The 26,750-nt window shown below is 30.2% G+C and carries 24 protein-coding genes; 2 read left to right on the forward strand and 22 right to left on the reverse strand.

The window, feature by feature from the left end; all coding sequences use genetic code 11:
* Positions 1 to 96: 96 nt before the first annotated feature.
* The 7 genes from IC218_RS10235 to IC218_RS10265 form a co-directional block, all read right to left on the reverse strand.
* Entirely contained in the window at positions 97 to 414 is a 318-nt protein-coding gene (locus IC218_RS10235) for a PTS lactose/cellobiose transporter subunit IIA (protein ID WP_227433981.1), read from the reverse strand.
* An 11-nt stretch (positions 415 to 425) separates the two neighbouring features.
* Positions 426 to 1,157, reverse strand: a complete 732-nt coding sequence (chbG, locus tag IC218_RS10240) for a chitin disaccharide deacetylase (RefSeq protein ID WP_227824352.1) — start codon at positions 1,155 to 1,157, stop codon at positions 426 to 428.
* 22 nt (positions 1,158 to 1,179) lie between these two features.
* On the reverse strand, positions 1,180 to 2,490 hold the full coding sequence (locus IC218_RS10245) for a 6-phospho-beta-glucosidase (RefSeq protein ID WP_227433979.1): 1,311 nt from the start codon (positions 2,488 to 2,490) through the stop codon (positions 1,180 to 1,182).
* A gap of 74 nt (positions 2,491 to 2,564) precedes the next feature.
* Entirely contained in the window at positions 2,565 to 3,881 is a 1,317-nt protein-coding gene (locus IC218_RS10250; protein ID WP_227482038.1) for a PTS sugar transporter subunit IIC, read from the reverse strand.
* A 21-nt stretch (positions 3,882 to 3,902) separates the two neighbouring features.
* On the reverse strand, positions 3,903 to 4,214 hold the full coding sequence (locus tag IC218_RS10255) for a PTS sugar transporter subunit IIB (protein ID WP_227433977.1): 312 nt from the start codon (positions 4,212 to 4,214) through the stop codon (positions 3,903 to 3,905).
* A 203-nt stretch (positions 4,215 to 4,417) separates the two neighbouring features.
* Complete coding sequence (locus IC218_RS10260; RefSeq protein WP_227433976.1) at positions 4,418 to 5,122, reverse strand: GntR family transcriptional regulator; 705 nt, start codon at positions 5,120 to 5,122, stop codon at positions 4,418 to 4,420.
* A 94-nt stretch (positions 5,123 to 5,216) separates the two neighbouring features.
* Entirely contained in the window at positions 5,217 to 6,578 is a 1,362-nt protein-coding gene (locus IC218_RS10265; protein ID WP_227482037.1) for an MATE family efflux transporter, read from the reverse strand.
* A gap of 596 nt (positions 6,579 to 7,174) precedes the next feature.
* On the opposite strand from IC218_RS10265, the gene IC218_RS10270 reads away from it, so the two are divergent.
* Both IC218_RS10270 and IC218_RS10275 read left to right on the forward strand, forming a co-directional pair.
* Entirely contained in the window at positions 7,175 to 8,938 is a 1,764-nt protein-coding gene (locus IC218_RS10270) for a bifunctional homocysteine S-methyltransferase/methylenetetrahydrofolate reductase (RefSeq protein ID WP_227482036.1), read from the forward strand.
* Between the two features lie 219 nt (positions 8,939 to 9,157).
* Positions 9,158 to 10,309, forward strand: coding sequence for a GGDEF domain-containing protein (locus tag IC218_RS10275; protein ID WP_227482035.1), 1,152 nt, complete (start codon positions 9,158 to 9,160; stop codon positions 10,307 to 10,309).
* A 96-nt stretch (positions 10,310 to 10,405) separates the two neighbouring features.
* On the opposite strand, the gene IC218_RS10280 is transcribed toward IC218_RS10275, so the two are convergent.
* The 15 genes from IC218_RS10280 to IC218_RS10350 form a co-directional block, all read right to left on the reverse strand.
* Positions 10,406 to 12,124, reverse strand: coding sequence for a putative 2-aminoethylphosphonate ABC transporter permease subunit (locus IC218_RS10280; protein ID WP_227482034.1), 1,719 nt, complete (start codon positions 12,122 to 12,124; stop codon positions 10,406 to 10,408).
* A 4-nt stretch (positions 12,125 to 12,128) separates the two neighbouring features.
* Positions 12,129 to 13,118, reverse strand: a complete 990-nt coding sequence (locus IC218_RS10285; protein WP_227433971.1) for an ABC transporter ATP-binding protein — start codon at positions 13,116 to 13,118, stop codon at positions 12,129 to 12,131.
* A gap of 104 nt (positions 13,119 to 13,222) precedes the next feature.
* Positions 13,223 to 14,272: a putative 2-aminoethylphosphonate ABC transporter substrate-binding protein gene (locus IC218_RS10290; protein ID WP_227824353.1), complete on the reverse strand. Its 1,050-nt coding sequence runs from the start codon at positions 14,270 to 14,272 to the stop codon at positions 13,223 to 13,225.
* Positions 14,273 to 14,692: 420 nt separating this feature from the next.
* Complete coding sequence (locus IC218_RS10295; protein WP_227482033.1) at positions 14,693 to 15,361, reverse strand: V-type ATP synthase subunit D; 669 nt, start codon at positions 15,359 to 15,361, stop codon at positions 14,693 to 14,695.
* 5 nt (positions 15,362 to 15,366) lie between these two features.
* The gene (locus tag IC218_RS10300; protein ID WP_227433968.1) at positions 15,367 to 16,740 is read right to left on the reverse strand and encodes a V-type ATP synthase subunit B; all 1,374 of its coding nucleotides are present in this window, start codon (positions 16,738 to 16,740) and stop codon (positions 15,367 to 15,369) included.
* Positions 16,737 to 18,515 (reverse strand): V-type ATP synthase subunit A, encoded by a 1,779-nt coding sequence (locus tag IC218_RS10305; RefSeq protein ID WP_227433967.1) that lies wholly within the window; start codon positions 18,513 to 18,515, stop codon positions 16,737 to 16,739. The genes IC218_RS10300 and IC218_RS10305 overlap by 4 nt, the downstream gene beginning before the upstream one ends.
* Before the next feature lie 115 nt (positions 18,516 to 18,630).
* The gene (locus IC218_RS10310) at positions 18,631 to 18,948 is read right to left on the reverse strand and encodes a V-type ATP synthase subunit F (protein ID WP_009893746.1); all 318 of its coding nucleotides are present in this window, start codon (positions 18,946 to 18,948) and stop codon (positions 18,631 to 18,633) included.
* Complete coding sequence (locus IC218_RS10315) at positions 18,941 to 19,918, reverse strand: V-type ATP synthase subunit C (protein WP_227824354.1); 978 nt, start codon at positions 19,916 to 19,918, stop codon at positions 18,941 to 18,943. The genes IC218_RS10310 and IC218_RS10315 overlap by 8 nt, the downstream gene beginning before the upstream one ends.
* Positions 19,919 to 19,934: 16 nt before the next feature.
* The gene (locus tag IC218_RS10320; RefSeq protein ID WP_227433964.1) at positions 19,935 to 20,498 is read right to left on the reverse strand and encodes a V-type ATP synthase subunit E; all 564 of its coding nucleotides are present in this window, start codon (positions 20,496 to 20,498) and stop codon (positions 19,935 to 19,937) included.
* Positions 20,499 to 20,549: 51 nt separating this feature from the next.
* On the reverse strand, positions 20,550 to 21,041 hold the full coding sequence (locus tag IC218_RS10325; RefSeq protein ID WP_021385913.1) for a V-type ATP synthase subunit K: 492 nt from the start codon (positions 21,039 to 21,041) through the stop codon (positions 20,550 to 20,552).
* 2 nt (positions 21,042 to 21,043) lie between these two features.
* Positions 21,044 to 22,969: a V-type ATP synthase subunit I gene (locus tag IC218_RS10330; RefSeq protein ID WP_227824355.1), complete on the reverse strand. Its 1,926-nt coding sequence runs from the start codon at positions 22,967 to 22,969 to the stop codon at positions 21,044 to 21,046.
* 1 nt (position 22,970) lies between these two features.
* A complete protein-coding gene (locus tag IC218_RS10335) occupies positions 22,971 to 23,282 on the reverse strand; it encodes a hypothetical protein (RefSeq protein WP_227433997.1) in 312 nt (103 codons plus the stop codon).
* 639 nt (positions 23,283 to 23,921) lie between these two features.
* Complete coding sequence (locus IC218_RS10340; RefSeq protein WP_227482030.1) at positions 23,922 to 24,197, reverse strand: Nif11-like leader peptide family natural product precursor; 276 nt, start codon at positions 24,195 to 24,197, stop codon at positions 23,922 to 23,924.
* An 84-nt stretch (positions 24,198 to 24,281) separates the two neighbouring features.
* Positions 24,282 to 25,691, reverse strand: a complete 1,410-nt coding sequence (locus IC218_RS10345) for a L,D-transpeptidase family protein (RefSeq protein WP_227433961.1) — start codon at positions 25,689 to 25,691, stop codon at positions 24,282 to 24,284.
* A gap of 377 nt (positions 25,692 to 26,068) precedes the next feature.
* Positions 26,069 to 26,731, reverse strand: a complete 663-nt coding sequence (locus IC218_RS10350) for a B3/4 domain-containing protein (RefSeq protein ID WP_227433960.1) — start codon at positions 26,729 to 26,731, stop codon at positions 26,069 to 26,071.
* Positions 26,732 to 26,750 lie beyond the last annotated feature (19 nt).

The raw sequence follows: 26,750 nt of genomic DNA on the forward strand, positions 1-26,750 counted from the left end.
CTAAGTTATAACTTTTTAACATATTTTAATAAAAAAGAGTGTTTTTAATAATTATAGAAATTATTAAAAACACTCTTTCATAATAGTTAAATTACACTACTTGCTTTCCAATCTTTCATACAAATCTACAAATTCTTCTGCTAGTTGTTGAAAGTTCATAGATGTCATTAAATGGTCTTGTGCATGAACTAATATAACACTCATTTCAGTTTTATTACCACTAGCTTCATTTTGTATTAACTCTGTTTGGAACTTATGTGCTTTATGAATTGACTCTTTTGACTTTTCAATACACTCTCTAGCTTCATCTATATTTCCGTTCTTTGCTTCTTTTATAGCTTCAAAAGCTAGACCTTTTGCATCGCCTGCAAATCCAATTATTCCAAAAGATATTTCTATCATCTTCTCATCCATCTGTATACCTCCTAAATATCTCTATAGCTTGATATGACTAATCCATTTTCTCTCAAAAACTCTTTGACTTTTTTAGATGTAAGTATTTTATGCTCTTTTGTTCTATCAATTGCATAAGATGTAGAATTTAAAATATAATCATCTAAAAAAGCTGGGTGAGACATAATATCTACTACATCATACTTCATTATTTCGTCTATATTTTTTATAAAATACTCTTCACTTACATTTTCCTTATAAAAACTATCAATTAATGGGACTATTTTTGAATACTCCAAATTATATTCAAATCCACCTCTTATTGGAAGATTATATTTATTTACAATCTTCTCTATTACTGGTTTTAAACTTACTAAAGTATGGATATGATGGTGACTATCCAAATGAGATATGTCTATTCCAAGTTCTTTTACTCTCTCTATTTGAGCACAAAGTTCTTCATAAATCTCATCATAATCCATTTTTTTAATAATTTCGTCTGTAATTCTTCTAATAAAAAAACCTTCTTTATCAACAATAGTTTTTAAGTTAGACAATAATGGTCTACCACAACTTAAAGTCATATGAACTCCACAATTTAAATCTCTATTTTCTTTAAGTAGCTTTACTCCATGTTCTACACCAGGCATATTTGCCATCATAGATGTGGACTTAACTATTCCATTATTATGAGCTGATATTATACCATAATTCACAGCTTCGCAATATCCAAAGTCATCTGCATTTATTATAATTTTAGTCATACCATAACCTACTTTCTATAAACTATCTATTAAATCTAGGAAGATAATCTTTATGAGCTTCTAACATTTCATCTAATATAGTTTTTGCCAAATCATCCGATGGAATCAATGGATTTATACAAAGTGCCAATAAAGCAGATTCATAATCTCCATATACAGCTGCTTTGGCTGCTAAAACTTCAAATGACTTAATTTGACTTACTAACCCATGTACAGAATCTGGTAAATAGCCTATACTTAATGGTCTTGGTCCATTTTTTGTTATTACACTACTTACTTCTACCGCCTGCTCATCTTTAAAGTCTCTTATAGCCCCATTATTTAATGTATTAACTACTTGGATGTCTTTTTTATCATTGTAGATAGAACTTATTAGATTACAAGCAGCATCACTATAATAAGCTCCTCCTCTTTTTTCAAGTTGAGGTGGTTTTATATCTAGCTTTTCATCTTTATATAGTTCAAATAATTGTTCTTCTAATTCTTTAACCACTTGACCTCTAGCTTTTCCCTCTTTAAACTCTATTAACTCATCTTCAAGCATTTCTTTAGTTTTATAATAATATCTATGATATGGGCAAGGTATAGCACCTAAAGATTTTATAAAATCAGCATTAAAATCAATTGCCTTTATATTTTGCATACTTATATCTGCTTTAACAAATTTATCTATTGCTTCTTTTGTAACATCTTCTCCGTCTAAAGCTACATTAAGACCATAAACCATATGATTAAGACCTGCAAAATCCATACTTATTCTATCACTTTCTACATTGAATAGTTTAGCTACATCATTTTTTAAATGAATTGGTACATTGCATAGACCTATATATTTTTTAAAGTTAGTGTATTTGAATACAGCTTCTGTTATTATTCCTGTTGGATTTGTAAAGTTCACCATCCATGCATTTGGACATAATTCTTCCACATCTTTTATTATATCAAATATAACTGGTATTGTACGAAGAGCTTTAAACAACCCACCTGCACCATTAGTTTCCTGTCCCATAACTCCATGAGATAAAGGAATAGTTTCATCTTTAATTCTTGCATCTAAAAGACCTACTCTGAGTTGTGTTGTTACAAAATCTGCGTCTTTTAAAGCTTCTCTTCTATCTAAAGTAAGATTTATTTTCATATCTATTCCAGCTTTTTTTACCATTCTTTTAGCTAGATTTCCTACTATCTCTAGTTTTTCTTTTCCATCTTCTATATCTACAAGCCATAACTCCTTTACAGGTAGCTCCTTATATCTATTTATAAAACCTTCTACAAGTTCAGGAGTATAACTTGAACCTCCCCCAATTGTAACTATTTTTAGCCCATTTTTCATCTCATTATACCATCCTTACTTATAATTTAGTATATATTACAGAACTTTATCTATTTATTTCCGAATAAAATTACCTAGTTGTCAATTTTTGTTAATTTTTTAGCTTCCATTTTTTCAGATGCTATAACAAACGGAATATATATTAATATTGACAATATTAAATTAAATAGTGCTAAAGCTCCTCCAGTCCAATCACCTGTAGCCATTGCCCCACCTAATATAGGAGGTGTTACCCAAGGTATTTTAGGTAAAATTACTGGTGCTACTAATCCAAAATCTATTGCTAAATATGATACAGCACTACATACTACTGGTGCAAGTACAAATGGAATCATAAAAATAGGATTTAAAACTATTGGAAGCCCAAATATTAATGGTTCTCCTATGTTAAATATTGCTGGAGGTCCCCCTAACAATATCATCTCTTTACGTCTTCTCCCTGCTATTAATAAAGCTACAATTAATCCTAATACCATTCCTGAACCACCTAAATACACAAATGCATCAAAGAATGAACCTGCAAGTACATGATAGCCTTCAGTTGCACCTGCTTGAGCTAAGGCAGCGTTTTCTCCACCTAATTTCATAAGTATTGTTTCTGTAAAAGGAAGTGCTATATTTGCACCATGAAGACCAACAGTCCAAAGTATATGAATTATAAATGCAATAAGCATTGTAGAACCTAAACTATCAGCTACATTTGATAGTGGTGCTCCTAAGTAAGTATTCAAAATATCTGTTAAGAAATTTCCATCTGAAAGCATTTTTATAAATATTCCTATTACAGTAAATATCATTATAGTCAACATTCCTGGTATTAACTTTGCAAATGATCTTGAAACTGCTGGTGGAACTCCATCTGGCATTTTTATAGTTAATTTCTTTACTTTAGATAATCTTACAAATATCTCAGCAGACAACAACCCTATTAATATAGAAGAAAATAGTGCTGCTGTTCCTAAGTAAGTCTGTTGTATCATTCCCCATCCTTCAACTGCGCTAGTACCACCTTCTGGAACTATCTTACCAATTTGTGGAGCCATTATAAAAAAGATAGATAGTGCTATAAGACCAGCTTGTAATCCATCACTTTCATAAGACTTTGCTAGGAAATAGGCAACACCTATTACTAAAAATACTGCCATCGTACCTATAGCTCCCCACCAAAGGTCTCCTCCAAACATATTCCAATTTTCTCCAAATATACTTGCCATCAGATTTTTATATGCTTCTAATGGCAAGTTGTTTATCAATGTTCCCAATGCACCTACCATAGTTATAGGTATCATTGCTATAAATGCATCCCTTACTGCTACTAAGTGCCTTTGAGCTCCTACCTTTGCAGCTACAGGCACTATATATTTATCCATAAATGACATGAATTTTTCCATTTTACATCCTCCAGTACAACTTTATTTTGAATTATTTAATTCCACTGCTCTATCTAAGACAGCTTTCCCATTACATCTTCCATAATCCATCATATTTATAACTTCTACTGGAATATTATATGGTTTTGCCATTTCAGTTGCTTTTCCTAATACATATCTAACTTGAGGTCCTAAAAGTAAGACATCACAATTTTCTATTTCATTTTTTAAGTTCACTTCTGATATAGCCCATATTTTTGCTTCTATACCGTTTTCCTTCGCGGCATTCTCCATTTTTGTAACCAATAAACTAGTTGACATCCCTGCTGAACAAGCTAACATTATTTTTATCATTTTCTTACCTCCAAATTAGAATTTATTAAGTATCTTTTTAAGTCATAATATCTTTAAACTATACATTTAAAGTGTCCTTATTTATTAATTTTTATTTTAATGTATATATTTTATTTTTAAATGTATATACATTTATTTCTTGATATTATTATATATCAAATGTATATACATTTCAAGAAAACTTTTTCATTTTTTCTTAATTTTTATTCGACAACAGCACTTAAAGTTAAAGTATATCCATGATGATATGTGTGTGAGTATTCAAAAACCTCACTATTTTGCAACTTACAAACTTGATTTATATATAAAAGTGCTTCTGGTTCTTCAATTTCTAAATTAGTCATACATTCCTCATTTGATATTACAGCTTGTACTTCTCTCTCTGACATAGCTATTTTATATCCACATACTTCTTCCACAAAATTATAAAGTGAATTTTCACAATGAATTTTATTTAAATTTGGAAATAACTTAACTGGCATATATGTAATCATATATGAAACCCTCGTTTCATCTGCCAATCTTACTCTTTTTATCTCCCATACATTTTCTCCTAAGCTAATATTCAATTTACTTGATAATTCTTCATCTGCTTGAACTATTTCAAGAGATACCAATATATTAGATACTTTATAGCCTTTACTTTCCATCTCCTTAGTAAATCCACTTACAGAAGATATATTATCGTATATTTTATTTGCGAGTACTATACTTCCTACACCTCTTTGCCTAGTTATATAACCTTCCTTAACTAGATTATTTAATGCTGACCTTACAGTCATTCTAGTCACATTAAATTCTTCACTTAATTGCTTTTCAGATGGGATTAAATCCCCTTCTTTCAAACTATCTGAATTTATTAGTTCTCTTACATGATTTTCTATAACTTTATAAATTGGTTCTTTCATTTAATTCACTCCTCATCAATTCGAACTTTTATATGATAAGTTAATTTTATATACAAATAAACAAAATGTCTATACATTTAATATAAATTAAATTTTATTTAGATACCTTATATAATTTCCCAAGTTTAAGCAAATATATAAATAAACTTATCATTAATATTCCCTTTAATATACTTGATAGTGTTATACTCCACCAAACACCATTTAATCCTAATATTTCTGGTCTAGATATAAAGTAAGCTAGTGGTACTCTTGCACCAGTCAATACAGTAACTATTATAGAAGGTATATAGGTTCTACCTAATCCTTTAAAAGCTCCTGTTGTTATTATTTCTAGACACATAAAAAATTGAGAGTATCCTAATATTTTAAGATACATAGCTCCTTTTTCTATTGCTTCACTTTCATCTATAAAAACAGAAAAAATACTTCCACCTGCAAATATCAATACTAAGGTTGTCATTATTCCAAGTATAGAAGATACAATTATAGCTATTTTACATCCTTTATTTATTCTAGAATACTTTTTGGCTCCATAATTTTGTCCAACAAAGCTTCCTAATGCAACAGCTAATCCTTCAGCAGTCATCCATGATATTGCTTCTATTTGTGACCCTACTTTTTGCACTGCAACTGCAACAGGCCCCCATGAAGCCACTATTACACCAAGCAACATTGAAAATATTGTAAACATTCCACTTTGTATAGCTACAGGAAAACCTAACTTATATAACACTTTATAGTATTTAAGTTCTATTTTTCTGAAGATTTTTATCTTAAAATACTCCTCTTTACTCTTAAGTATTATATATAGAAAACATGTAGTAACTACTATTTGTGCAAATACAGTAGCAATAGCAGCCCCTGCAACTCCAAGTTTTGGAGCAGGTCCCCATCCAAAAATTAGCACAGGGTCAAGTATAATATTAGTTATTAGCCCTATTGTATTGATGCAAAAAGGTGTTCTACTATTCCCAAGTCCATTGAAAATTGCAGTAAATACTGGATTGATAAAATAAAATACCATACCTAAAGCTACTATTATTAAATATTGTCTGGACATAGATATAACTTCTAAATCTCCCAATCTGAAAAAACCTATTAGTTGTTTATTGAGTACTATCAAAACCATAGTATATATTATTGCCAACATAAGGTTTATTTCTACTGCTGATTTTATATATGATTTAGTAGTGCTTATATTATTTTCTCCTATACTTTGTGCTACCTTTACTTCACCACCTACTTTTGAAATCATAATAAATGCCATTGCAAGCCATGGAAAAAATCCCGCTGTCCCAACTGCAGCTACTGCTTTACTTCCAGCTTTACCAACCCATATCATGTCTATCATGTTATATCCCATTTGTATAAATGAAGTCCCCATTATTGGGAGTGATAGTTTAAGTAACTTTTCAGTAATACTTCCTTCTGTTAAATCAAGTCTATTTTTCACTTTCCACCTCTTTTATATTATAATTATAAAATTAAAAAGCCCTTTAATTGTACACTTAAATCAACTACTATGTTTATTTAAGTAAATTTACCATCATAAATAAATTTATTATATTTAAACTCAATAAGTTGAAATAAAGTTACTAATTTAAAATGATTTTTAGCTTCTACTTTTCTAATCTACCATATATTATTTCTCTATAACAGTACATTTAACACCTTGAATATCTATATTATTCTTCCCAGTCATTAATACAAATTCTACTCTGTACAATATACCCCATTTACAAGAATTTACTTATAATATAGCATTTTTAGATTATTTAATATATATTACCTGTCTATGTAGTTTCAAATTGTGTTAACTATAATAAAATATGGTAATGTTTATCATTGATTTTCAGCAATAGATATAATTATATCACTATCTCACCACTATGGTTCTTATTTTAATACCATTAAGTAAATATATCAAAATCACCAACAAACTTGTTATATAGGCCAATATATTCCACTATATTTTCCAAAGATTGACAAGTTTTTTTGGGGTTGATATACTAATACTTAAAATATTTTAAATTCGTATGAGGTGAAGCAATGAACATAAATGAATATATCAAAGACTCTGTTTTAGTTTTTGATGGTGCAATGGGTACATACTATTCCAAACTAAAAAATAGTCCTTTCAATTGTGAAATAGCCAATATAAATGATGCATCTACAATATTGTCTATCCACGAGGAATATATAAAAGCTGGATGTATGGCTATTAAGACAAATACTTTTGCAGCAAATGAAACACTTCTAGAGTGTGATTTTAAAACTGTCAAAGATATTATAAAAAGTGGGTATGAAATTGCATTAGAGGCAACAAGAAATACAGATGTATTTATATTTGCTGATATTGGTCCAATACCTGCTCTAAATGATAGAAATTTGTTACCTGACTATAAGAAAATAGTAGATGTATTTTTAGAAATTGGAGCAACTAACTTTCTATTTGAAACATTTAGTAGTGATGAATATTTACCAGAAATCTCAAGTTATATAAAAGAAAAACAACCAAATGCATTTATCTTAACAGAATTTGCAGTTAATCCAGAGGGCTTTACTAGACTTGGAAAAAGTGGAACTAACATCTTTAAATCTATTTCCAAGGACAAAAATATTGATGCATTAGGATTTAATTGTATCTCTGGCCCACACCATTTATTACATTTTATAAAGACACTTGATATTAATGACAATATAGTTTCTATTATGCCTAATGCAGGCTATCCAACTATTATCAATAATCGTACATTTTTTGAAGATAACTCAGACTATTTTTCAGAACAGATGCTAGAAATATTAAATCAAGGGGTTCATATACTAGGTGGATGCTGTGGTACAACACCTGAATTTATCAAAAAAACTGTTAAAATAATAAATTCTTTATACAAAGGCAATGTTGCCATAAAAAATGATATTTCTCCAAAAGAAAAAATTAAATCTGTAGCAAAAAACGAGCTCTTAGAAAAGCTTGATGGAGGTAAAAAAATTATAGCAGTTGAATTAGACCCTCCTATTGATACAGATATTGAATTTTTTATGAATAGTGCTGAAAAACTAAAAAACTACGGAGTTGATGCAATAACAATTGCTGACTGCCCTATAGCAAGAGCAAGAGTTGATAGTAGTTTATTAGCTTGTAAAATAAAGAGAGAGTTAGACATCACTCCTATTCCACATATGACATGTAGAGATAGAAATATTAATGCTACAAAAGCTCTTCTTTTAGGATTAAATATTGAAAACATAAACAACGTGTTAGTAGTAACTGGAGACCCTATACCTTCTGCTGAAAGAGATGAAATAAAGGCCATGTTCAGTTTTAACTCTTCTATACTAGCAAATTACATAAAAACTTTAAATAAAGATACCTTTAATACTCCATTTAATATATTTGGAGCTTTAAATATAAATGCAACAAACTTTGATTCTCAACTTAAGCACGCTAAGATTAAAATAGAAAATGGGGTTACTATGTTTTTAACTCAACCAGTTTTAACAGAGCAAGCTTTATTAAACTTAAAAAAAGCTAAGGAAATACTTCCTGCAAAGATACTAGGTGGAATTATACCTGTAGTAAGTTACAAAAATGCTTGTTTTATGAATAATGAAATTTCAGGAATTACTGTTTCACAAGACATTATAGACATGTACAAAGATGCTTCAAAAGAACAATCTACTAAACTTGCTATCAATATATCAACTCAAATAGCAAAAGAAATTGAACCTTATGTAGATGGTTATTATATTATTACACCATTTAAAAGAATTGACATAGTATGTGATATATTAGCAGGTATTAATAAATAAAATAATTATAATATAAATACTATTAAGATATTATAATGTTTATTTATTAAAGTATAGTGTAATTTTAAAAAGCCTTGTATTTGAATCTTTTAAGCTAAATTATAGATTGTAATTTTTAGATGATTTTGATAATATAGATGTATATTATGGTAATATTTATAGATATACATTAATTATGGGGAGATTTTGTGAAATATTTTTTTACAAAAAATTTGGGATATGGAAATAAATAAAAAATTCAATAGAGTTGATATGCAAGTTTCAATACTTACTGCAATTATTGTAATAATTTCTTCTTCATGTGTTTATTTTTTTAATTATGCACTCACTTATAATGATATGATTTATACTTTAAGTGAGAGGTCAAGACATATATATAAGTATGTAGAAAAAAATCTTGATAAAGATACCTTTATTGAAATTAATTCTGAAAAAGACCACTCAAAAGAGTCTTATAAAAGTGCTAAAGTGCTATTGGAATCTGTAAAAAATACTACTGGAGTTATGTACTTATACACTGCAAAAAAAACAAAAGATGGCTCATTAGTATATGTTGTTGATGGTTTAGATTCATCTAGAAGCGATTTTAGAAATGCTGGTGATTTGATAGAAAAAGAGATTTGGGGTGACCTTAACAAAGCACTAGATAATAATATATTGCTACCTAAAAAAATAAAAAAAACATCTTGGGGACATATATTTATATCGTACTTTCCCATCCATAATGATGTTGGTAAAGTCGTTGGAGTAATGGGAATTGAATTTGAAGCAAAACATCAATACAATACCTTTAGATTTATAAGTATAGTTACTCCTTTTATAGCTTTATTAACCTGTTTAATATCAGCATTAGTAGCAGTAATCCTGTTTAAACGTATATCTAATCCTACATATACTGATTTTGCCAATACTGATTATCTAACAGGATTAAAAAATAGAAACGCTTTTGAAATAGATATGAATAACTTAAACAATTCAAATCTTAAACAACCAATTTCTATAATGTCAATAGATTTAGATGGCCTTAAAAAAATCAATGATAAATTTGGCCATCAAACAGGAGATTTATACATTAAAAATGCAAGTAAAATTATACAAGATGTAATAAATAAAAAACATATAGTTTATCGCGTTGGTGGAGATGAGTATATAATTATTTTAAAAGATTCCTATCATGAAGAAATAGATAGTATTGTCAATAAGATTAATTTAAAAATAATTGAAGAAAACGCTACTAATGAATTAAATTTATCCATGTCTATTGGATATGCAGTTTTCGATGAAAACTTAGACAACTCTTTATTTGATACATACCATCGTGCAGATTCTGAAATGTATTGTAACAAAAGAAAAATTAATAAAAACGATTAATATTTATTTTAAATTTATATAAAAAAGTCTATTCTATAAACAATAAATTATAAGAATAGACTTCTTTAATATGTGTATTTTTATACAATAACTTCTTTAGTTAAAATTTGCTCTTTTTTCCAAACGATTTTTTATAAATTCATGTATTACCTTAACTAGTACATTTGTAATTAATATCAATACAGCTAGTGCTGCTGCTTGTGCTGTACTTCCCTTATCATCTAACTGTACAATTGATATAGCTGCTACCTTTGAACTTGCTGTATATATAAATACTAGTGCTGATATTGTTACCATAGAATTTAAGAAAAAATACATAAAGTTTTCTAAAACTGCTGGTAAACAAAGTGGTATTGTTACATTCTTAAGAATTGATGCACTATTTATTCCCATTGATTTTGCCACCATGTCTAATTCTTTGTCCACTTTCTTAATAGCTGTAGTTGCAGTTATAAAAGCTACTGAGAAAAAATGTACCACATTGCATATAACCATAATAAATAATGTTCCATACAATCCATTAAACAAGTTCTTAATGTATATTGTATCCATTAGATTAAACTCTAATTTATTAAAGAATAGTACATAAGCTATACCTAACACTAACCCTGGTAATGCCATAGGCAATGTACTTAAAAAATACCCAAATGATTTTAAATATGGAGCTTTTTCTGTTTTTTCGTTTAGATATGCAAATAAGAAAACAAAACTTGTCCCAAGAATAGCTGTCAGTAATGACATTTCTATTGAATTTATAAATGGCTTAATTCCATCAATACTACTTTTCATAGAAAAGTGTTCAAGTGTAAGTCTTAAATCATATGGCCAAACAGATATTAGTGAAGATAAGATTACAGTCAACATTACAGCTATTATTCCAAATGCAATAATTCCTACAATGACTCCAAATATACTGTCTCTTAACTTATTAAATTTAACCTTATATGGGATTGATTTTGAATTTATATATGAATTTTGATTTTTTTCGATTTTTTTAGTTACTATAAAAGATATTATTGCAGGTATCAAAAGTAATATTGATACAGTTGCTCCCATAGGCATATTTTGCTGCCCTATAATTTGCTTGTATACATCTATTGATAATACATTGAAATCTCCTCCAATAACTTTTGGAGCTCCAAAGTCTGTAAAGCACAATGTGAATGATACAAATGCTGAACTTATTAAAGAGTACTTAATGCTAGGTATCGTTATACTTAAAAACTCTCTTATCTTGCTTATTCCCATAGCATTGCTAGCTTCATATAATCTATAATCAGTTGAATTTAGTGATATATAAAGTATCTGAAATGATTGAGGAAATACATATATAATTTGTGCTAATACTATTCCAATTGAACCATATATCGGAATATTTATTCCAAGTAAATTAGTCACTACCCCTTGATTTCCAAATAAATATACCAACCCTATAGCATGCATCATTGTAGGGGCAAACATAGGAAACATCGCTATAGATTTAAGAAGTCCTTTAAACTTAATCTTTGTTCTTGTTAGTGCATATGCATACACTAGTGCGAGAGTTAAAGATATTACAGTTGATATAACAGATACAAATATTGTATTTTTCAGAGAATTTAACAGTGCTTCAGAAGCTAAATACTCTTTAAAATTTTGTAATCCAACAAAAACTCCATCTTTATCTAAAAATGCTTGTACAAACAGATAGATTATGGGCGCCAATAAAAATATTACCAAAGACATAACTAATACTGTAAGCATACATTTTTTTATATCTAAATTCATTTTAGATTTAATATTTAAACTTTTAGAACTTATAGCATTATTATTCATATATTTATGCTCCTTTAACTTTTGGATACTTTAAATAGTATTTTTCATCTATACTTACACTTACAAAGTCACCCTCTACTAAATTTAAATTAACCCATTCTTTTATAGAAACATCACTTATTATAAAATTTTCATTTAATTTATCTTTTATTTCTACTCTCAATAGATTCCCTCTAAATTCTATATTAGATATTGTTCCATGACAATTTTCTTTTGTTGACTTTTCTATTTGAACATATTCTGGTCTTACAGTTAATATAGAATCGCCTCTATCAAAACAGTTTGTATCTCCTATAAATTGAGCTGTAAATAGGTTTTGAGGATTTTGATATATTTCTTCTGGAGTCCCTATTTGCATTATGTCACCGCCATTTAAGATTGCAATTTTGTCTGCCATAGTTATAGCTTCTTCCTGGTCATGTGTTACCATTATTGTTGTTATATTTAATTCTTTCTGTAGTTTTTTAATGTCCATTCTAAGTTTGTGTCTAACTTTTGCATCAAGTGCAGACATTGGCTCATCTAAAAGTAAAAACTTTGGCTCAAGTGCTAATGCTCTTGCTATTGCAATTCTCTGTTGTTGACCTCCTGACAATGCTTTAGGATACTTATGAGCTTCATTACTCAATCCAACTGTTTCAAGCACTTCTCTAACCTTCTTATCTATCTTTTCTTTTGGTACCTTTCTTTCTTTAAGCGGAAAAGCTATATTATTATATGCTGTCATATTTGGAAATAATGCATATGATTGAAATACTATCCCAAAACCTCTCTTTGATGGCTCTAACTCTGTTATATCTTTATCTTGAAGAATTATAGCTCCACTATTTACATCTTCAAGCCCTGCTATTATTCTAAGTAATGTAGTTTTTCCACATCCACTAGGTCCAAGTAAACATAGAAACTCACCTTCTTCAATATCTAAACTAATATTGTTTAACACTCTTTTTTGGTCATAACTCTTGAACACATTATTTATTTTTAAGTAACTCATATCTAATCTCCCCTTATACAATTATATTTGTTTTTTTAATTTTATATTTTAATTTTTCTTATAAATTTCTTTTCTCTATTTCTATTAAAAAATCCATTTAACTTTTACTTACTTTCAGATTTTGAACCATACTTTGATTCCCAAGTTTTTAACACTGCACTTCTATTTTTTGATGCAGAGTTTAAATCAACTTCTTTAATCAGCTGTTCTAATGGACGTTTAGAGTAACCTTTTGGTACAGGATTATCTGTCTTTATAGAAGTCACTGCTACTTCATGTGCATATCTGTCCATAGCTGAATCACTTATTGCCCAATCTAAAAACAATTTTGCTTCTTTTTTTATATTATCTTTCTTAACCAAAGCATTTGCTTCTAAATCCCAACCTGAACCTTCTTTTGGAAATACTACTTCTATAGGTTCTCCACTAGACAATTGCTGTGTAGCTCTATATCCAAGTGTAATGCCTATTGGGTATTCTCCTGAACCAGCTAGTTTTGCAGGTTTCGAACCTGAATGTGTATATGTAGCTATATTCTTATGTAGTTTATCCATGTAATTATAAGCTTCTTTTTCACCCATCATTTGAATAAGTCCTGATACTGTAAGATAACCTGTACCAGATGATGCTGGATTTGGCATTGTTATAAGACCTTTGTACTCTGGTTTTATTAAATCATTATATCCTTTTGGAACATCTAGACCTAATTTTTCAAGTTCTTTGTAATTAACTACTATTGCTGTCTCTGGTACACTCATACCTACCCATGATACATCTTTTCCAGTATCCTTAAATCTCTTATCTACCTTGTCATAATTTTTAGGCTTATATGCTTCAAGTGCCCCATCTTCTTTTAGTTCTATCATATTCATTGCTGATAATCCCCATATAACATCTGCTTGTGGATTATCCTTTTCTGCTAATAATTTTGAAGCTATTACACCATGAGAATCCATAACTATTTCTACATCAATATTAGGATACTCTTCTCTAAATCCTTCCATATAGTAAGTTATTTGCTCTTCTTCTAATGCTGCATATATTGTAAGTTTATTATTTCCTTTTCCTTGAGTAGTTTGTGGTGTTGTTGATATGCAACTTGTCATAAATGCAATTACTACAATACACAGACAAGTAAATATAAATTCTTTCATATCTTCCCCCTTTTTGTGTTTTTGTCTTTTTTTAATTGTTTTTTATTGTTTTTGCTTATGTTTATATAATACACCTAATTTGTTAATACGAAGTTAAGTGTAAATTAACAGTTCGTTAATTTTTAGAAATTTTTGTTAAATTTATTATTTTTTTACAAAGTTCTAGGCATATAGACCATTATATCTTCATAAAAATTCTTATAAAAAACACCCTTTTACCCATATGAGTATGATTTTATTTGAGCTTTTTTATATACAAGGTAGAATATACATAACTTTTACATCTGGAGTATTGAAATGAATATTGAGAGATTAATAGGTAATTAATTGATACCGCCAATTCCGAATATGTGCTTACTTGCACTAAAAAGCCTAACTCCTATAAACTAGGATGTTAGGCTTATTTTTATAAGTATTTAATTATCCAACCAAATCATTTTTCTTTTTTTCTTCAAGTGCTTTTTTAAGCACCATATCCTTAACCTTCATAAGTCTAGTAGTACTTGCTCTCTCATTTTCTTCAAGCTTCATAGCAATATACTTAATAGTTTCAATGTAATTTGGTATCATTACATTTTCAAGAGCATTAACACGTCTACGTGTCTTTTCTATCTCTTGTGCAAGAAGCTGTGCACTTTTTTCACTTTCTGCAAGTCTTAAAAGTGGTTCCATTGCATCTGAAAATGCTTCCATAGCAGAATCTAATTCACCTGATGTAAAAGCAAGACCATAAGGATAAATATCACTTTGATTGTTTTCAGTTTTAAAGTCAAACACAGGAACATCAACACTCATTATGTTTCTTGTAGAAACACCTACAGAAACAGATTGTTTTGGCATCATAAGTGCTGAACCTAGATACTCCTGACTCATAACTGCCCTTGCAATTATAAAATTTTTATAAGCAGCATCGAGAGCATTTTCTGCTTCTTCACGTAATCGCTTATTTTCTCTTACAATTTCAAGAAATTGTTTCATAAGTTCATCAAGCTTATCTTTAAGAAGCTTATGACCTCTTGTCGCAGTTTTAAGGAGTTTCTTAAGTCTAGTCATTTCCATACGTGTTGGATTTATATTTAATCTAGCCACAGATATCACTCCTTAGGCATATATTTTTCAAAATATTCATCACGAATACGTTTAAGTTCACTTTTTGGTAACATACTAAGAAGCTTCCATCCAATTTCTAATGTTTGCTCAATAGTTCTGTCAGTTCTAAATCCTTGTGAAACGTATTCTTTCTCAAATTCATCTGCAAATTTTGCATACATTAAATCAATTTCAGAAAGTGCAGATTCACCCAATATTGCCATAAGTTCTTTTGCATCTTTACCTCTTGAATATGCTGCAAAAAGCTGGTTCATTGTATCTGCGTGGTCCTCACGAGTCTTACCTTTACCAATCCCCTTATCTTTAAGACGAGAAAGTGATGGTAAAACATCTATAGGAGGTTGTATATCTTTTTTATAAAGTTCACGGTTAAGTATAATTTGTCCTTCTGTAATGTATCCTGTAAGGTCAGGAATTGGATGTGTTTTATCATCCTCAGGCATTGTAAGTATTGGAATCATTGTTATAGACCCTTCATGTCCTTTCATTTTTCCTGCTCTTTCATACATTGTAGCAAGGTCAGTATAAAGATAACCTGGATATCCACGACGTCCTGGAACTTCTTTTTTGGCTGCGGAAACTTCACGTAATGCTTCTGCATAGTTTGTAATATCTGTTATTATAACAAGTACATGCATATCTTGCTCAAAAGCAAGGTATTCTGCTGCTGTAAGTGCCATTCTAGGTGTAGATACACGCTCTACTGCTGGGTCATTTGCAAGGTTTACAAATACCACAGAACGGTCAATTGCTCCTGTTGCTTTAAAATCACTTATGAAGAAATCTGCATCTTCAAAAGTTATACCAACAGCTGCAAATACAACGGCAAACTTAGAGTCAGTTCCACGAACTTTTGCCTGTCTTGCAATTTGAACTGCAAGATTAGCATGTGGCAAACCAGAACCTGAGAATATAGGAAGTTTTTGCCCTCTAACCAAGGTATTAAGCCCGTCTATAGCAGAAACACCAGTCTGTATAAACTCAGCTGGATAATCACGTGCTGCTGGATTTATAGGTGCACCATTTATATCAAGTCTTTTATCTGGTATAATTTCTGGTCCACCATCAATAGGTTTACCCATCCCACTAAAAACACGACCTAATATGTCTGGTGAAACTCCAAAATCAAGACTCTTTCCTAAAAAACGTACTTTACTTTCAGCAAGGTTTATACCTGTTGAACTTTCAAAAAGTTGAACAAGTGCAGTATCTTCATTTACTTCTAGAACTTTACAACGACGAATTTCTCCACTTGAAAGCTCAATTTCTCCAAGTTCATCAAATTTTACACCTTCTACGCCGTTTATTAACATAAGAGGACCAGCTACCTCTTGTATTGACTTATATTCCTTTATCATAGTTCTTCAGCCCCCCTCTTTTTAATAAGGTCAGCAAGCTCGTTGTCTATTTCATCTTCAATTGCATCGTAAGCAGCATCTAGTTTATCTTCTTCTACATACTTAGCACGACCAATCTTTTCAAGAACTGAAAGCTTGATAATATCATTTATAGTAACATTTTGCTTAATAGCATCTTGTGCTGACTTATAGAATTTTAGAATAAGCCCCATCATTCTATACTGTTTGTGAAGTGATGTATAAGTATCAACTTCATGGAAAGAGTTTTGATGAAGGAAGTCCTCTCTTATAGAACGAGTGACTTCTAGTATCAATCTATCTCCATCTGAAAGTGAGTCAACACCAACCAATTGAACTATCTCTTGAAGCTCAGATTCAACTTGCAAAAGTTTCATAGCTTGAGCTCTTTGAGCTGAGAAATTATCATTTACATTTTTATCTGCCCATACATCAACTTTCTCCTGATAAAGTGAATAACTTGTTAACCAGTTAATTGCTGGGAAGTGACGTTTATATGCTAATGAAGCATCAAGTCCCCAGAATACTTTTACTATACGAAGTGTTGCTTGGCTAACAGGTTCTGATGTATCACCACCAGGAGGAGAAACAGCACCAATTGCTGTAAGAGTTCCTTCTCTATCATCCATACCTAGACAGTTTACTTTCCCTGCTCTCTCATAGAATTGAGCAAGACGCGAACCTAAATACGCTGGGTAACCTTCTTCACCTGGCATCTCTTCCAAACGACCACTCATCTCTCTAAGAGCCTCTGCCCATCTTGATGTAGAATCTGCCATAAGTGCAACACTGTATCCCATATCTCTAAAATATTCAGCTATTGTAATACCAGTGTATATAGAGGCCTCACGCGCAGCAACTGGCATATCTGATGTATTAGCTATAAGTACTGTTCTTTGCATAAGTGACTCACCTGTTCTTGGGTCTTTTAGTTCAGGGAATTCAAGAAGAACATCTGTCATTTCATTTCCACGTTCTCCACATCCTATATATACAACTATATCTGCATCTGCCCATTTAGCAAGCTGATGCTGTGTAACAGTTTTTCCACTTCCAAAAGGTCCTGGAATAGCTGCTACCCCACCTTTTGTAATTGGGAAAAATGTATCTATAACTCTTTGACCTGTAACAAGAAGTGAATCTGGTGTTTTCTTTTCCCTATATGGTCTTTCTTTTCTAACTGGCCATTTTTGCATCATAGTTACAGCTATATCATTACCTTTTTCGTCTGTGATAACACAAACTGTATCCTCAACAGTAAATTCTCCAGAATATATTTCTTTTATAGTACCTTTTACGCCATAAGGAACCATAATCTTACATTCCACTACAGCAGTTTCTTGAACTACCCCAATTATATCTCCTGCTACGACTTTATCACCAGCAGATTTTTTAGGTTTGAATTCCCATTTAATTGTTCTATCAAGTGAAGATACTTCAACACCTTTAGTTATATTAGTACCTGAAATTTCATACATTTTTTCAAGTGGACGTTGAATACCATCATAAATAGTTGAAATAAGACCTGGCCCAAGTTCAACACTCATAGGCATTCCAAGAGAAACCACTTCTTCTCCTGGTCCTAGACCAGAAGTTTCCTCATAAACCTGTATAGAAGCCTTATCTCCATGCATTTCAATAATCTCGCCTATAAGATGTTTATCAGAAACTCTTACGACGTCAAACATATTCGCATCTCTCATGCCCTCCGCTACAACAAGCGGTCCTGACACCTTTACAATTGTGCCTGTTTTCATATTCTCTCACCTGCAATCATATACTTTATCAAAATTTAAATATTCCCTCCTATATTTTATCAATACATTTTTTAGCATTAACAAAATTTGAGATTGTCTCTTATTCAATTTGCATCTATTCTTTAAATAATATATCTGCACCTATAGCACGTTTACTAGATTCTCTTACTTCATTCATACCTAATCCCATACTTCCTCCAATACCTGGAATAACTATAATAGCAGGAAGTTGATAGTCTTTGTATTTTGCTATTGATTCTTTTGCAAGCAATGACGCCTGTTCTGTAATATAAATTATCGCATATTCATCTTCAACCAACTTATGTATACTTTTTTTAATTTCGTCACTATCATAGGCTGGGAAGATATCTATTCCAAGAGCTAAAAATCCCATGATGCTATCTTTATCTCCAACTACTCCTACCTTATACATAAGCATCCCTTAGCCTTTCTTTTATAGTATCTGCGTCTATATTATTAAGCTTACTAGTCAAAATAATTCTTATTGTTTTTATCTCTGATTCTTTAGCATATAAATATGCAATTAGCGGTTCTAGTGTAAGAGGTTTAAATTTTGCATCTCTAACATATTCCATAAGATAATCATCACAAAGTTTTTCAAAGACAGTAAATCCACTATCCATGCCATTTTTACAGACATCAGAGTAAGAAGTAGATTTAAAACATGATGCTGGAGTGTCTGAAGAAAAAGCTTCTAAGAATTTTTCTTTATCAAGTGAGCCACCTGAAACAAACACATTCATAAACATATCAAAATCTTTCTTCATGTTTTTAACTCTTATAAAACTCTTTAGATTTGTTAAATCACAAACTTTCATAACATAATCTATTACAAATTTATTTTGACTTTCTGTAGCTGTCTCTTTCATACTTGAAAAAGTTGCTTTATCTAAAACAATATCAACCATCTGACCATTTTGTGTTTTACTATAAATATCAAATGCATCTATTATTGCTCCTGCCATTATCTTAGGTAAATCACTAAAACTACGATTTGCTAAAGATTCTTTAAGCTTCGCAAGTGAAATTGTACCTCCATCAATTAAGTACTTTTCACCATCTACACCAGAAATTTCTTCTTTAATCAAAACTTTTAAGTTATGATAATCATTTTTATAAAGGAATACATCAACAAATTTTTCTTCAGGGGCTAGACCTTTAAGAATTTCATATGTTTTAGATAATTCTTGAGTCAAAACATTCTCAAAATTGTGAACATTATTATTTGACGAATCCGTATAACCCGCTTCTGCTATAATTCTTAAAGAGTCTTCAGGGCTTTTAGCTTCTGCCATTTGAATAAACATTTGTCTGTTAAGAAGCTGTTTTTCAAGCACTCTTATTCGTGCCACGGCATAGGGATAAGTTTTTTCTTCTGCCATCTTTTAACCCCCCTCCTTAATTAAACAAAATTTCTGCTGCAATTTGCTCAATATCTTCATGCTCTACTGCAATTATAGCTTCAAACGAATAATTATACTCAATGTCACCTTTTTTAACTATAAAACCTCCAGTAATATCTCTAGTTTCATCAGATACTTTAATGCCTTTTTTAGATAATACATCTTTTAATGTTTTTCTATCTTTTTTAGATAATACTATCTCAGATCCATCTGTACAATTCGCTTTTTCAATCATATTTAATATAATTTGTTCATATTCACTATCTTTAAGATTTAGAAGTTTATTTTTAGCTTCTAAAATTACTGCTTCTAATATCTGTTGTTTCTTTGATAATATTTGTTTCTTAGCCTCCATATAAGCTCCTGATATTTCCTTAGAAGCTGCTTTCTCTGCTTCTGCCTCTGCAAGCTTTGTATAGGAAGCCATTTCCTTTTCAGCTTTTTCATTAGCTGAACTTATCTTTAAATCTGCTTCACTTTTAGCTTTATCCAATATTTCTTGTGCCTCTTGTTTGGCATCAGCTATAATTCTGTCAATCATTTTTTGTTCATTACCCATAGGAGTGCTTCCTCCTTTTCATTTTTTTTACTTATGAATTATATTCTATAATTAACCAACTGCAATTCCATTGTAAGCTAAGAAAGAAACAAGTAGTCCTAAAAGAGCATATGTTTCAACTATCGCTGCAAATGTTATAGCTTTACCAAGTTCTTCAGGTCTTTTAGCAACTATTCCAACCCCTGCTGCTGCTGCCTTACCTTGTGCAATACCTGATACTAAGCCAACTAGACCAATTGGAAGTCCTGCCATAAGAAGTTGTAAACCTTGAGCTGATGTTGGTATCGCATCTCCACCAATAATTCCTGCTTTTGATAAAATAAGGAAAGCTATGATAAATCCATATAGACCTTGTGTACCAGGAAGAAGTTGCAAAACTAGAAGTTGACCGAATTTACTAGGGTCTTCTGTTACAACACCTGCTGCGGCTTGACCTGCTATTGAAGTACCTTTAGCAGAACCCATACCTGCAAATAACGCTGCTATAGCAGCTCCTGATATTGCCAAAAATTGACCATTTCCTAACGCGTTTAAAAATTCCATATTTACATCTCCTTTTTATTAATGCTTGTATATTTTGTTTTATACTTAAACGGAACAAAAGGAACTCCTCCGCCTTCATAAAACTTATTGAAAAATTCTACATACTGTAACCTACTTGTATGAACATATGCACCTAGTGCATTTATAAGAAGGTTTATTGTGTGTCCTACAACACCAATTACAACTGCAAATATTGGACCAGCTATAGCCCCTAAAAGATTGATAACCTGCCCTATAACTCCTGTTGTTAGACAAAGAGCCATAATTCTTGTATAAGATAATATATCAGCAAAATAACTTGTTATACCATAAAGACTTGAAAATCCTTTAAAAAGCTTAACAGGAACACCTTTAAAGCTTCTTCCTTGAGTAAGGATAAGACCTATAGCACCTATAATTGCTAAATATTTACCTACTTCAGAAAATACGCCAATATCTCCTGCAACAAAAGGTATTATAAGTAGACATACCCCTGTTATACATAAATACCAAAACCCTATATCAAAAATTGCATCTATTACCTTTCCATCTCTTATTAATGTATATGCTTTAATTCCCAAACCTACATATATATGGATAATACCGAACAGTAATGACATCCCCATAAGTACCATAACATCCTCTAAAGGATTAATTAAAGCTTTTATAGGAACTAAATCCCCCAAAATACCCCCGAATATAAGACCCCATATAGTAGTTGAAACTCCACAAATACCAATAAGTTTAACTAAATTTCCTTCACCCTTTTTCATTTTTGATTTGTATACAATAAATCCACAAGCTAGGGCAATTATTATCCCATATGCAGCATCACTTAGCATCATTCCAAAGAATACAACATAGAAAAAAGTCATAATCGTATTTGGGTCAATATCTTTTGTGCTTGGACAACTGTACATGTTTGTTACACTTTCAAAAGGTGTTACAAGTTTATTGTTTTCAAGTAGAATCGGGAAACCTTCTTCTTTGTTTCCTTCCTCTGTTTGAACACAACAATCAAACTTTTCTGTGATTTCACTAATTAGGTCGCTTGCACTTTTACTTGGTAACCAACCATTAAGACAGAATGTTGTTTTTGTTTTTACAAGTCTCTCTATAATCTTTTTCTGGTCTCTTTCTATAGTGTAAAAGTCATATAGATTTTCAAGCATGTGTATATTATTTCCATGATTTTTGATTTCTTCTGTCTTATTTTTAGAAACGTTTTCCTGTCTAATTATCATTTCATTGTATTTCTTGATAGCTTGTGATGGTGTCCCTTCCTCACTTGGTAATGTAACTATTGTAAAATTAAATTCTTTAAGAACTTCTGTAGCATTATCAAAAGTTTCTTTTAAAGTAATTAAATAAACATAGTTCATTAACTTGTCAGAATCAATAATTCCAAGAACACTTTCTGGCACTTCATCCTCTAGTCTAACTCTTAAAGCATCAATATTTGCATTTGTGGGTATAGTTCCTAGAATAGTTTTTGTATACTTAGTTTCCATCTTTTCAAAAGGAACATCAAAGTTTACCCATGGCTCTAACATACTTTTATTATTATTTAATAAATTTATGTTACTCCTTATTGTACCTATCTCTTTATTTAGATTATTTAACTCCAAAACTTCAGCATAAATTTCATCTTCTTTTTCACTGTCAGTTTTGTTAAATTCTCTTTTTGGTGCAAACATAGCTTTCTTTTGTTTCACTAGTGAAGAAACAATGTCAATCGCTTGATTCACATGTGCCATCTTCTGTTCTAGCATTATAACCTCTGACTCCTCACCATCTTTTGTAAGATGATTTTTTAACTCATCCATTTCAGTAAGAAAGGCACTATCATCAATCTGAACAAATCCACGGTTCATAAGTAGCTTTAAAATTTGGCTTTTTTGAGCTTCTAAGCCAACAATAGATATCTTGTTCATATTAACTATTGCCATATTATCTCACTACCTTTCCAATAACCGCTTCGATTGCCTTACTTCGTCTTTCTGTCGCAGTTTTTTCAATTTTCAGACATTCACTTTTAGCATCTGCCAAGATTTTATCAACCTCTGCTTTACTGTCGGTGACTGCCTTCTCAACAAGAGTTTCTTCCATAAGCTTTGCTTGCTTTTTTACATCAGTCAAGATGCTTTCACATTCGTTTACAGCATCAGCTCTGATAGACTCTGCATCAGTAACAGCTTTTACTTTAATACTGTCTGCTGTCTGCTCTGCCTCAACAATGCTTTTTATTATTTCAAAAGCCATCCAAATCACCTCTCTTACCTTTTTACTATGTATATAACTAATTAGAGTTTTTTATTCTAATTAGATTACTACCTCATTGTTAAAGTATAAACAGCATTTTTATATAATAATTAATTTTTTTCAACATTTATTTTTTAATAAAACATATTTTAGAGTAGTACTTGCTTAGACTTACATTCTTTTTTGACTTACTTTTAGACTATGACATGAGTATGATTTTTAAATATCATTATTTTCAATAATTATAATTTAAAGCAATATGGTTTGTCAATAGCGTTATTTTGTTTTGAAATTAACGGTTTATCGACATTTTCAATTTTTATTCCAATTTTTTTTTACATATAACTTTATTTATTCCATATAAATTATTTTTATCTTTTTTTTCAACACATAGAATGATAAAACTTATTGTTTTTTTTGAATTTTTAGAAATATCTTATATTTTTTCATCTAACTTTTATAAATCATCAGCTCATATCGATTTTTGTCAGCTTATTTTAGTTTAATTTTTTCTAAATTTATTAGATATAAGTTAATCCTTTTTTAAGATTGATAAAATTTACACTTATTTTTAAATACTTTAGTCCCTCAATCATTATCTTAACTTTAAATAAGTAATACCACTAATTAGTTTATATATTATATATTCGCCAACATGATGAAAAAATCCTCGAACCAATCACTCCAATCTTCAATAGGATATGCAGCTCCTCCATTTACGCTTTTTAAAAGATTGGATGTATATTCTTCTCCTATAGAAAAAAGTTCACCTATCGTTATATCATATCCTCTAGATGTAACTACTTTACAAAATGAATCCATAACATCACGTTGTTTTCTTGTTTCCATAATCTCTTTCTTAAACTCTGAATCGTTCTTTGCTTCATCTAAAATTTTAATTAATTTTTCATTCATTATATACATTCCTTTCTATATAAAAAAGAAGCCATCTAAAAAAACTAAGATGACTTCACTTAATCGTTATAAACAATATTTTTACTAGTATAAAATAATTGGTGTACCTGGTTCTATATTTTCATAGATTTTCTTTGCCTTAGAAAAAGGTGTGTTTACACATCCATGTGAACCTGAAGATCTATATATACCTCCACCAAAAGAACCTCTCCAAGTAGCATCATGAATTCCTATATTTCCATTAAATGGAAGCCAATAACTTACAGGTGAACTATAGCCTTGACCAGTTAAAGAAACATTTCTAGCTTTATAGTTAAGAGGATATATCCCTGATGGGGTAGCAAATCCTCTACCTAAATCGCCTGTTACAACATCTGTTGATACAAGCATTTCTCCATTCTTAAAGAACCACATGTGTTGGTCAGAAAGACTAATCTCAACATATGTATTACCAATATCATCTTTATTACGAGATACAGCTTTTTGTATGTAGATAGGTTCTCTTGTAACATTTTTTCCAGCTTTTACAACATCAACTAAAGCTTCTGCTTCTTTCTTTTTATCTATCAACCATCCATAAATTCCACCTGAAATAGTAATCTCTTTGCCAGTTGCAGTTTTAAATGGTCTTGAATCTCCAAAAGTACTATATTTTTTGCTTAATCCTCTTGTATACTCTACCATCACATCATTATCGAAAGTTATGTCATAATTTTTTTCTGAGTCTACCTTTAACCACTTATTAATCTCAGAACCATCTAAAGTTTCCTTACGGTCACTAAAATCATATGTAACAACTACACTGACATATTTATCTAATGTCTTAATAGCCTCTTTTAACTTTTCTGAATCCTTTGTATTGTTTGGAACTTCATATAATTTACTCTCCTCTAAAGAAACAGAAGTAACACCAGAATTAATTGATTTTTTTACTAATTTATAAAAATCATCTTTTTTTACTTTGTTTCCAAGTACTTCTGGTACTATAACATAAGCATTTTTACTGCTATCATACTTAGGGTATGCACTCTTAGGCTCTACAACATTTTTACTATCAAAACAAGATAAAGCATTAAACCCTTTTTCTAGTAAATCTTTATCATATGAAAGAGTTACCATATTATTATACTCTTTAGATTTAAATATTCCACCAATCCATCCAAACGCACTTTGGCTATCTTTTATTTTTTGAACCTTATCATCTGGTGTAAACTTTAAATCTATATCTTTTGCTTTTATTTGTTCTTTTTTATTGTTTCTTTCCTCTAGACTTAAAGTATAAGAATTAGTACTTGATGTTAATAAATCATTTACTTGTTCAACTGTCTTTCCTGAAGCTTTCACACCATTAATAGTTGTACCAAAGTAAAAATGATTTCTAAAAAAGATTGCCATCCCTATATAAGCTACAATCAAAACACCTACTACTATAGCTATCTTAACTTTTAGATTTTTTTGCCCACTTTCTTGTTTTGCCTCTTTTCCTTCAATCATAACTAAATCCTTTCTTCATTATAATTACCTATGTACTTTACTAGTTTTAAAAAACCTTATTTCTTCTATATACCCAAACTATTATATTATTAATTTATATTTTTAAAGATAGAGTTATTTACATGATATCAATTTATATTTCAGATAAAATGATTATTGTCAATTCCCCCTTTCAAAATCCCTTAAATATAACCTCTGCTATAATAATATATTACCATACTTTTAAGCATCAGTGTGGCTATCTGTCTATTTTTGTTACATTAAACTACTATTTCCAAAAAAAGAAACTAATATCTTGTTAGTTTCCTTTTTTGATTCATTCTTATATATTAGTCTCCAACTTAACATAACGTTGTTATATACATTTTATATAATTATTATTTAATTATTTTAGTTTCTATATCCTTTCCATCTGCATACTCTTTAAGTAAATCCTTAGCGTATCCAAAGTACTCTTCAATATCTGATTCCGAACTAAATGAAAATATACAAATTAGTATTTCAATTGCATCTGTTGTTATCATAGCTCTCTCGGAATCACTAGTTGGGCTTCCAAATTTACCTAATGAATCAGATAATATAGGTAGATTTTCTATATTTATCAACTCTTTTCCAATACCTTTATACTGCTCGCCTTCATCACCTACAGTAAAACATATTGGTGGATGTAGTTTACTTACATTATATGTACCAACTGGATATAATGATTTTATAGATATTAGATTATTTATTTCAACTATATTATTTATTGTATATAGACCCTTACCTTGAACAATTCTTCTAACTAATGCTTCTGAAGACGTTCTATATCTACTTGGATTTTTACCAAGTTCTTTATATGCATCTCTTGCATCTTTAATCTTATCCAATTTCGTAATATCTTCAATTTCTAGCTTTTGATTCAAAATATCACAAAACTCATTTATCCCATTTATTAACTTTTCTGAGCTTTTATTTACTACTACTTTTGCTTGGATACATCCTAATTTTGCATCAGGCCATTTGTCCTTAAGTTTTTTATCAATGCTTATATCTATCATACTCAAACAACTCCTATCA

This window comes from Clostridioides sp. ES-S-0005-03, assembly GCF_020658455.1.
In the GTDB taxonomy this organism is placed as follows: domain Bacteria; phylum Bacillota; class Clostridia; order Peptostreptococcales; family Peptostreptococcaceae; genus Clostridioides.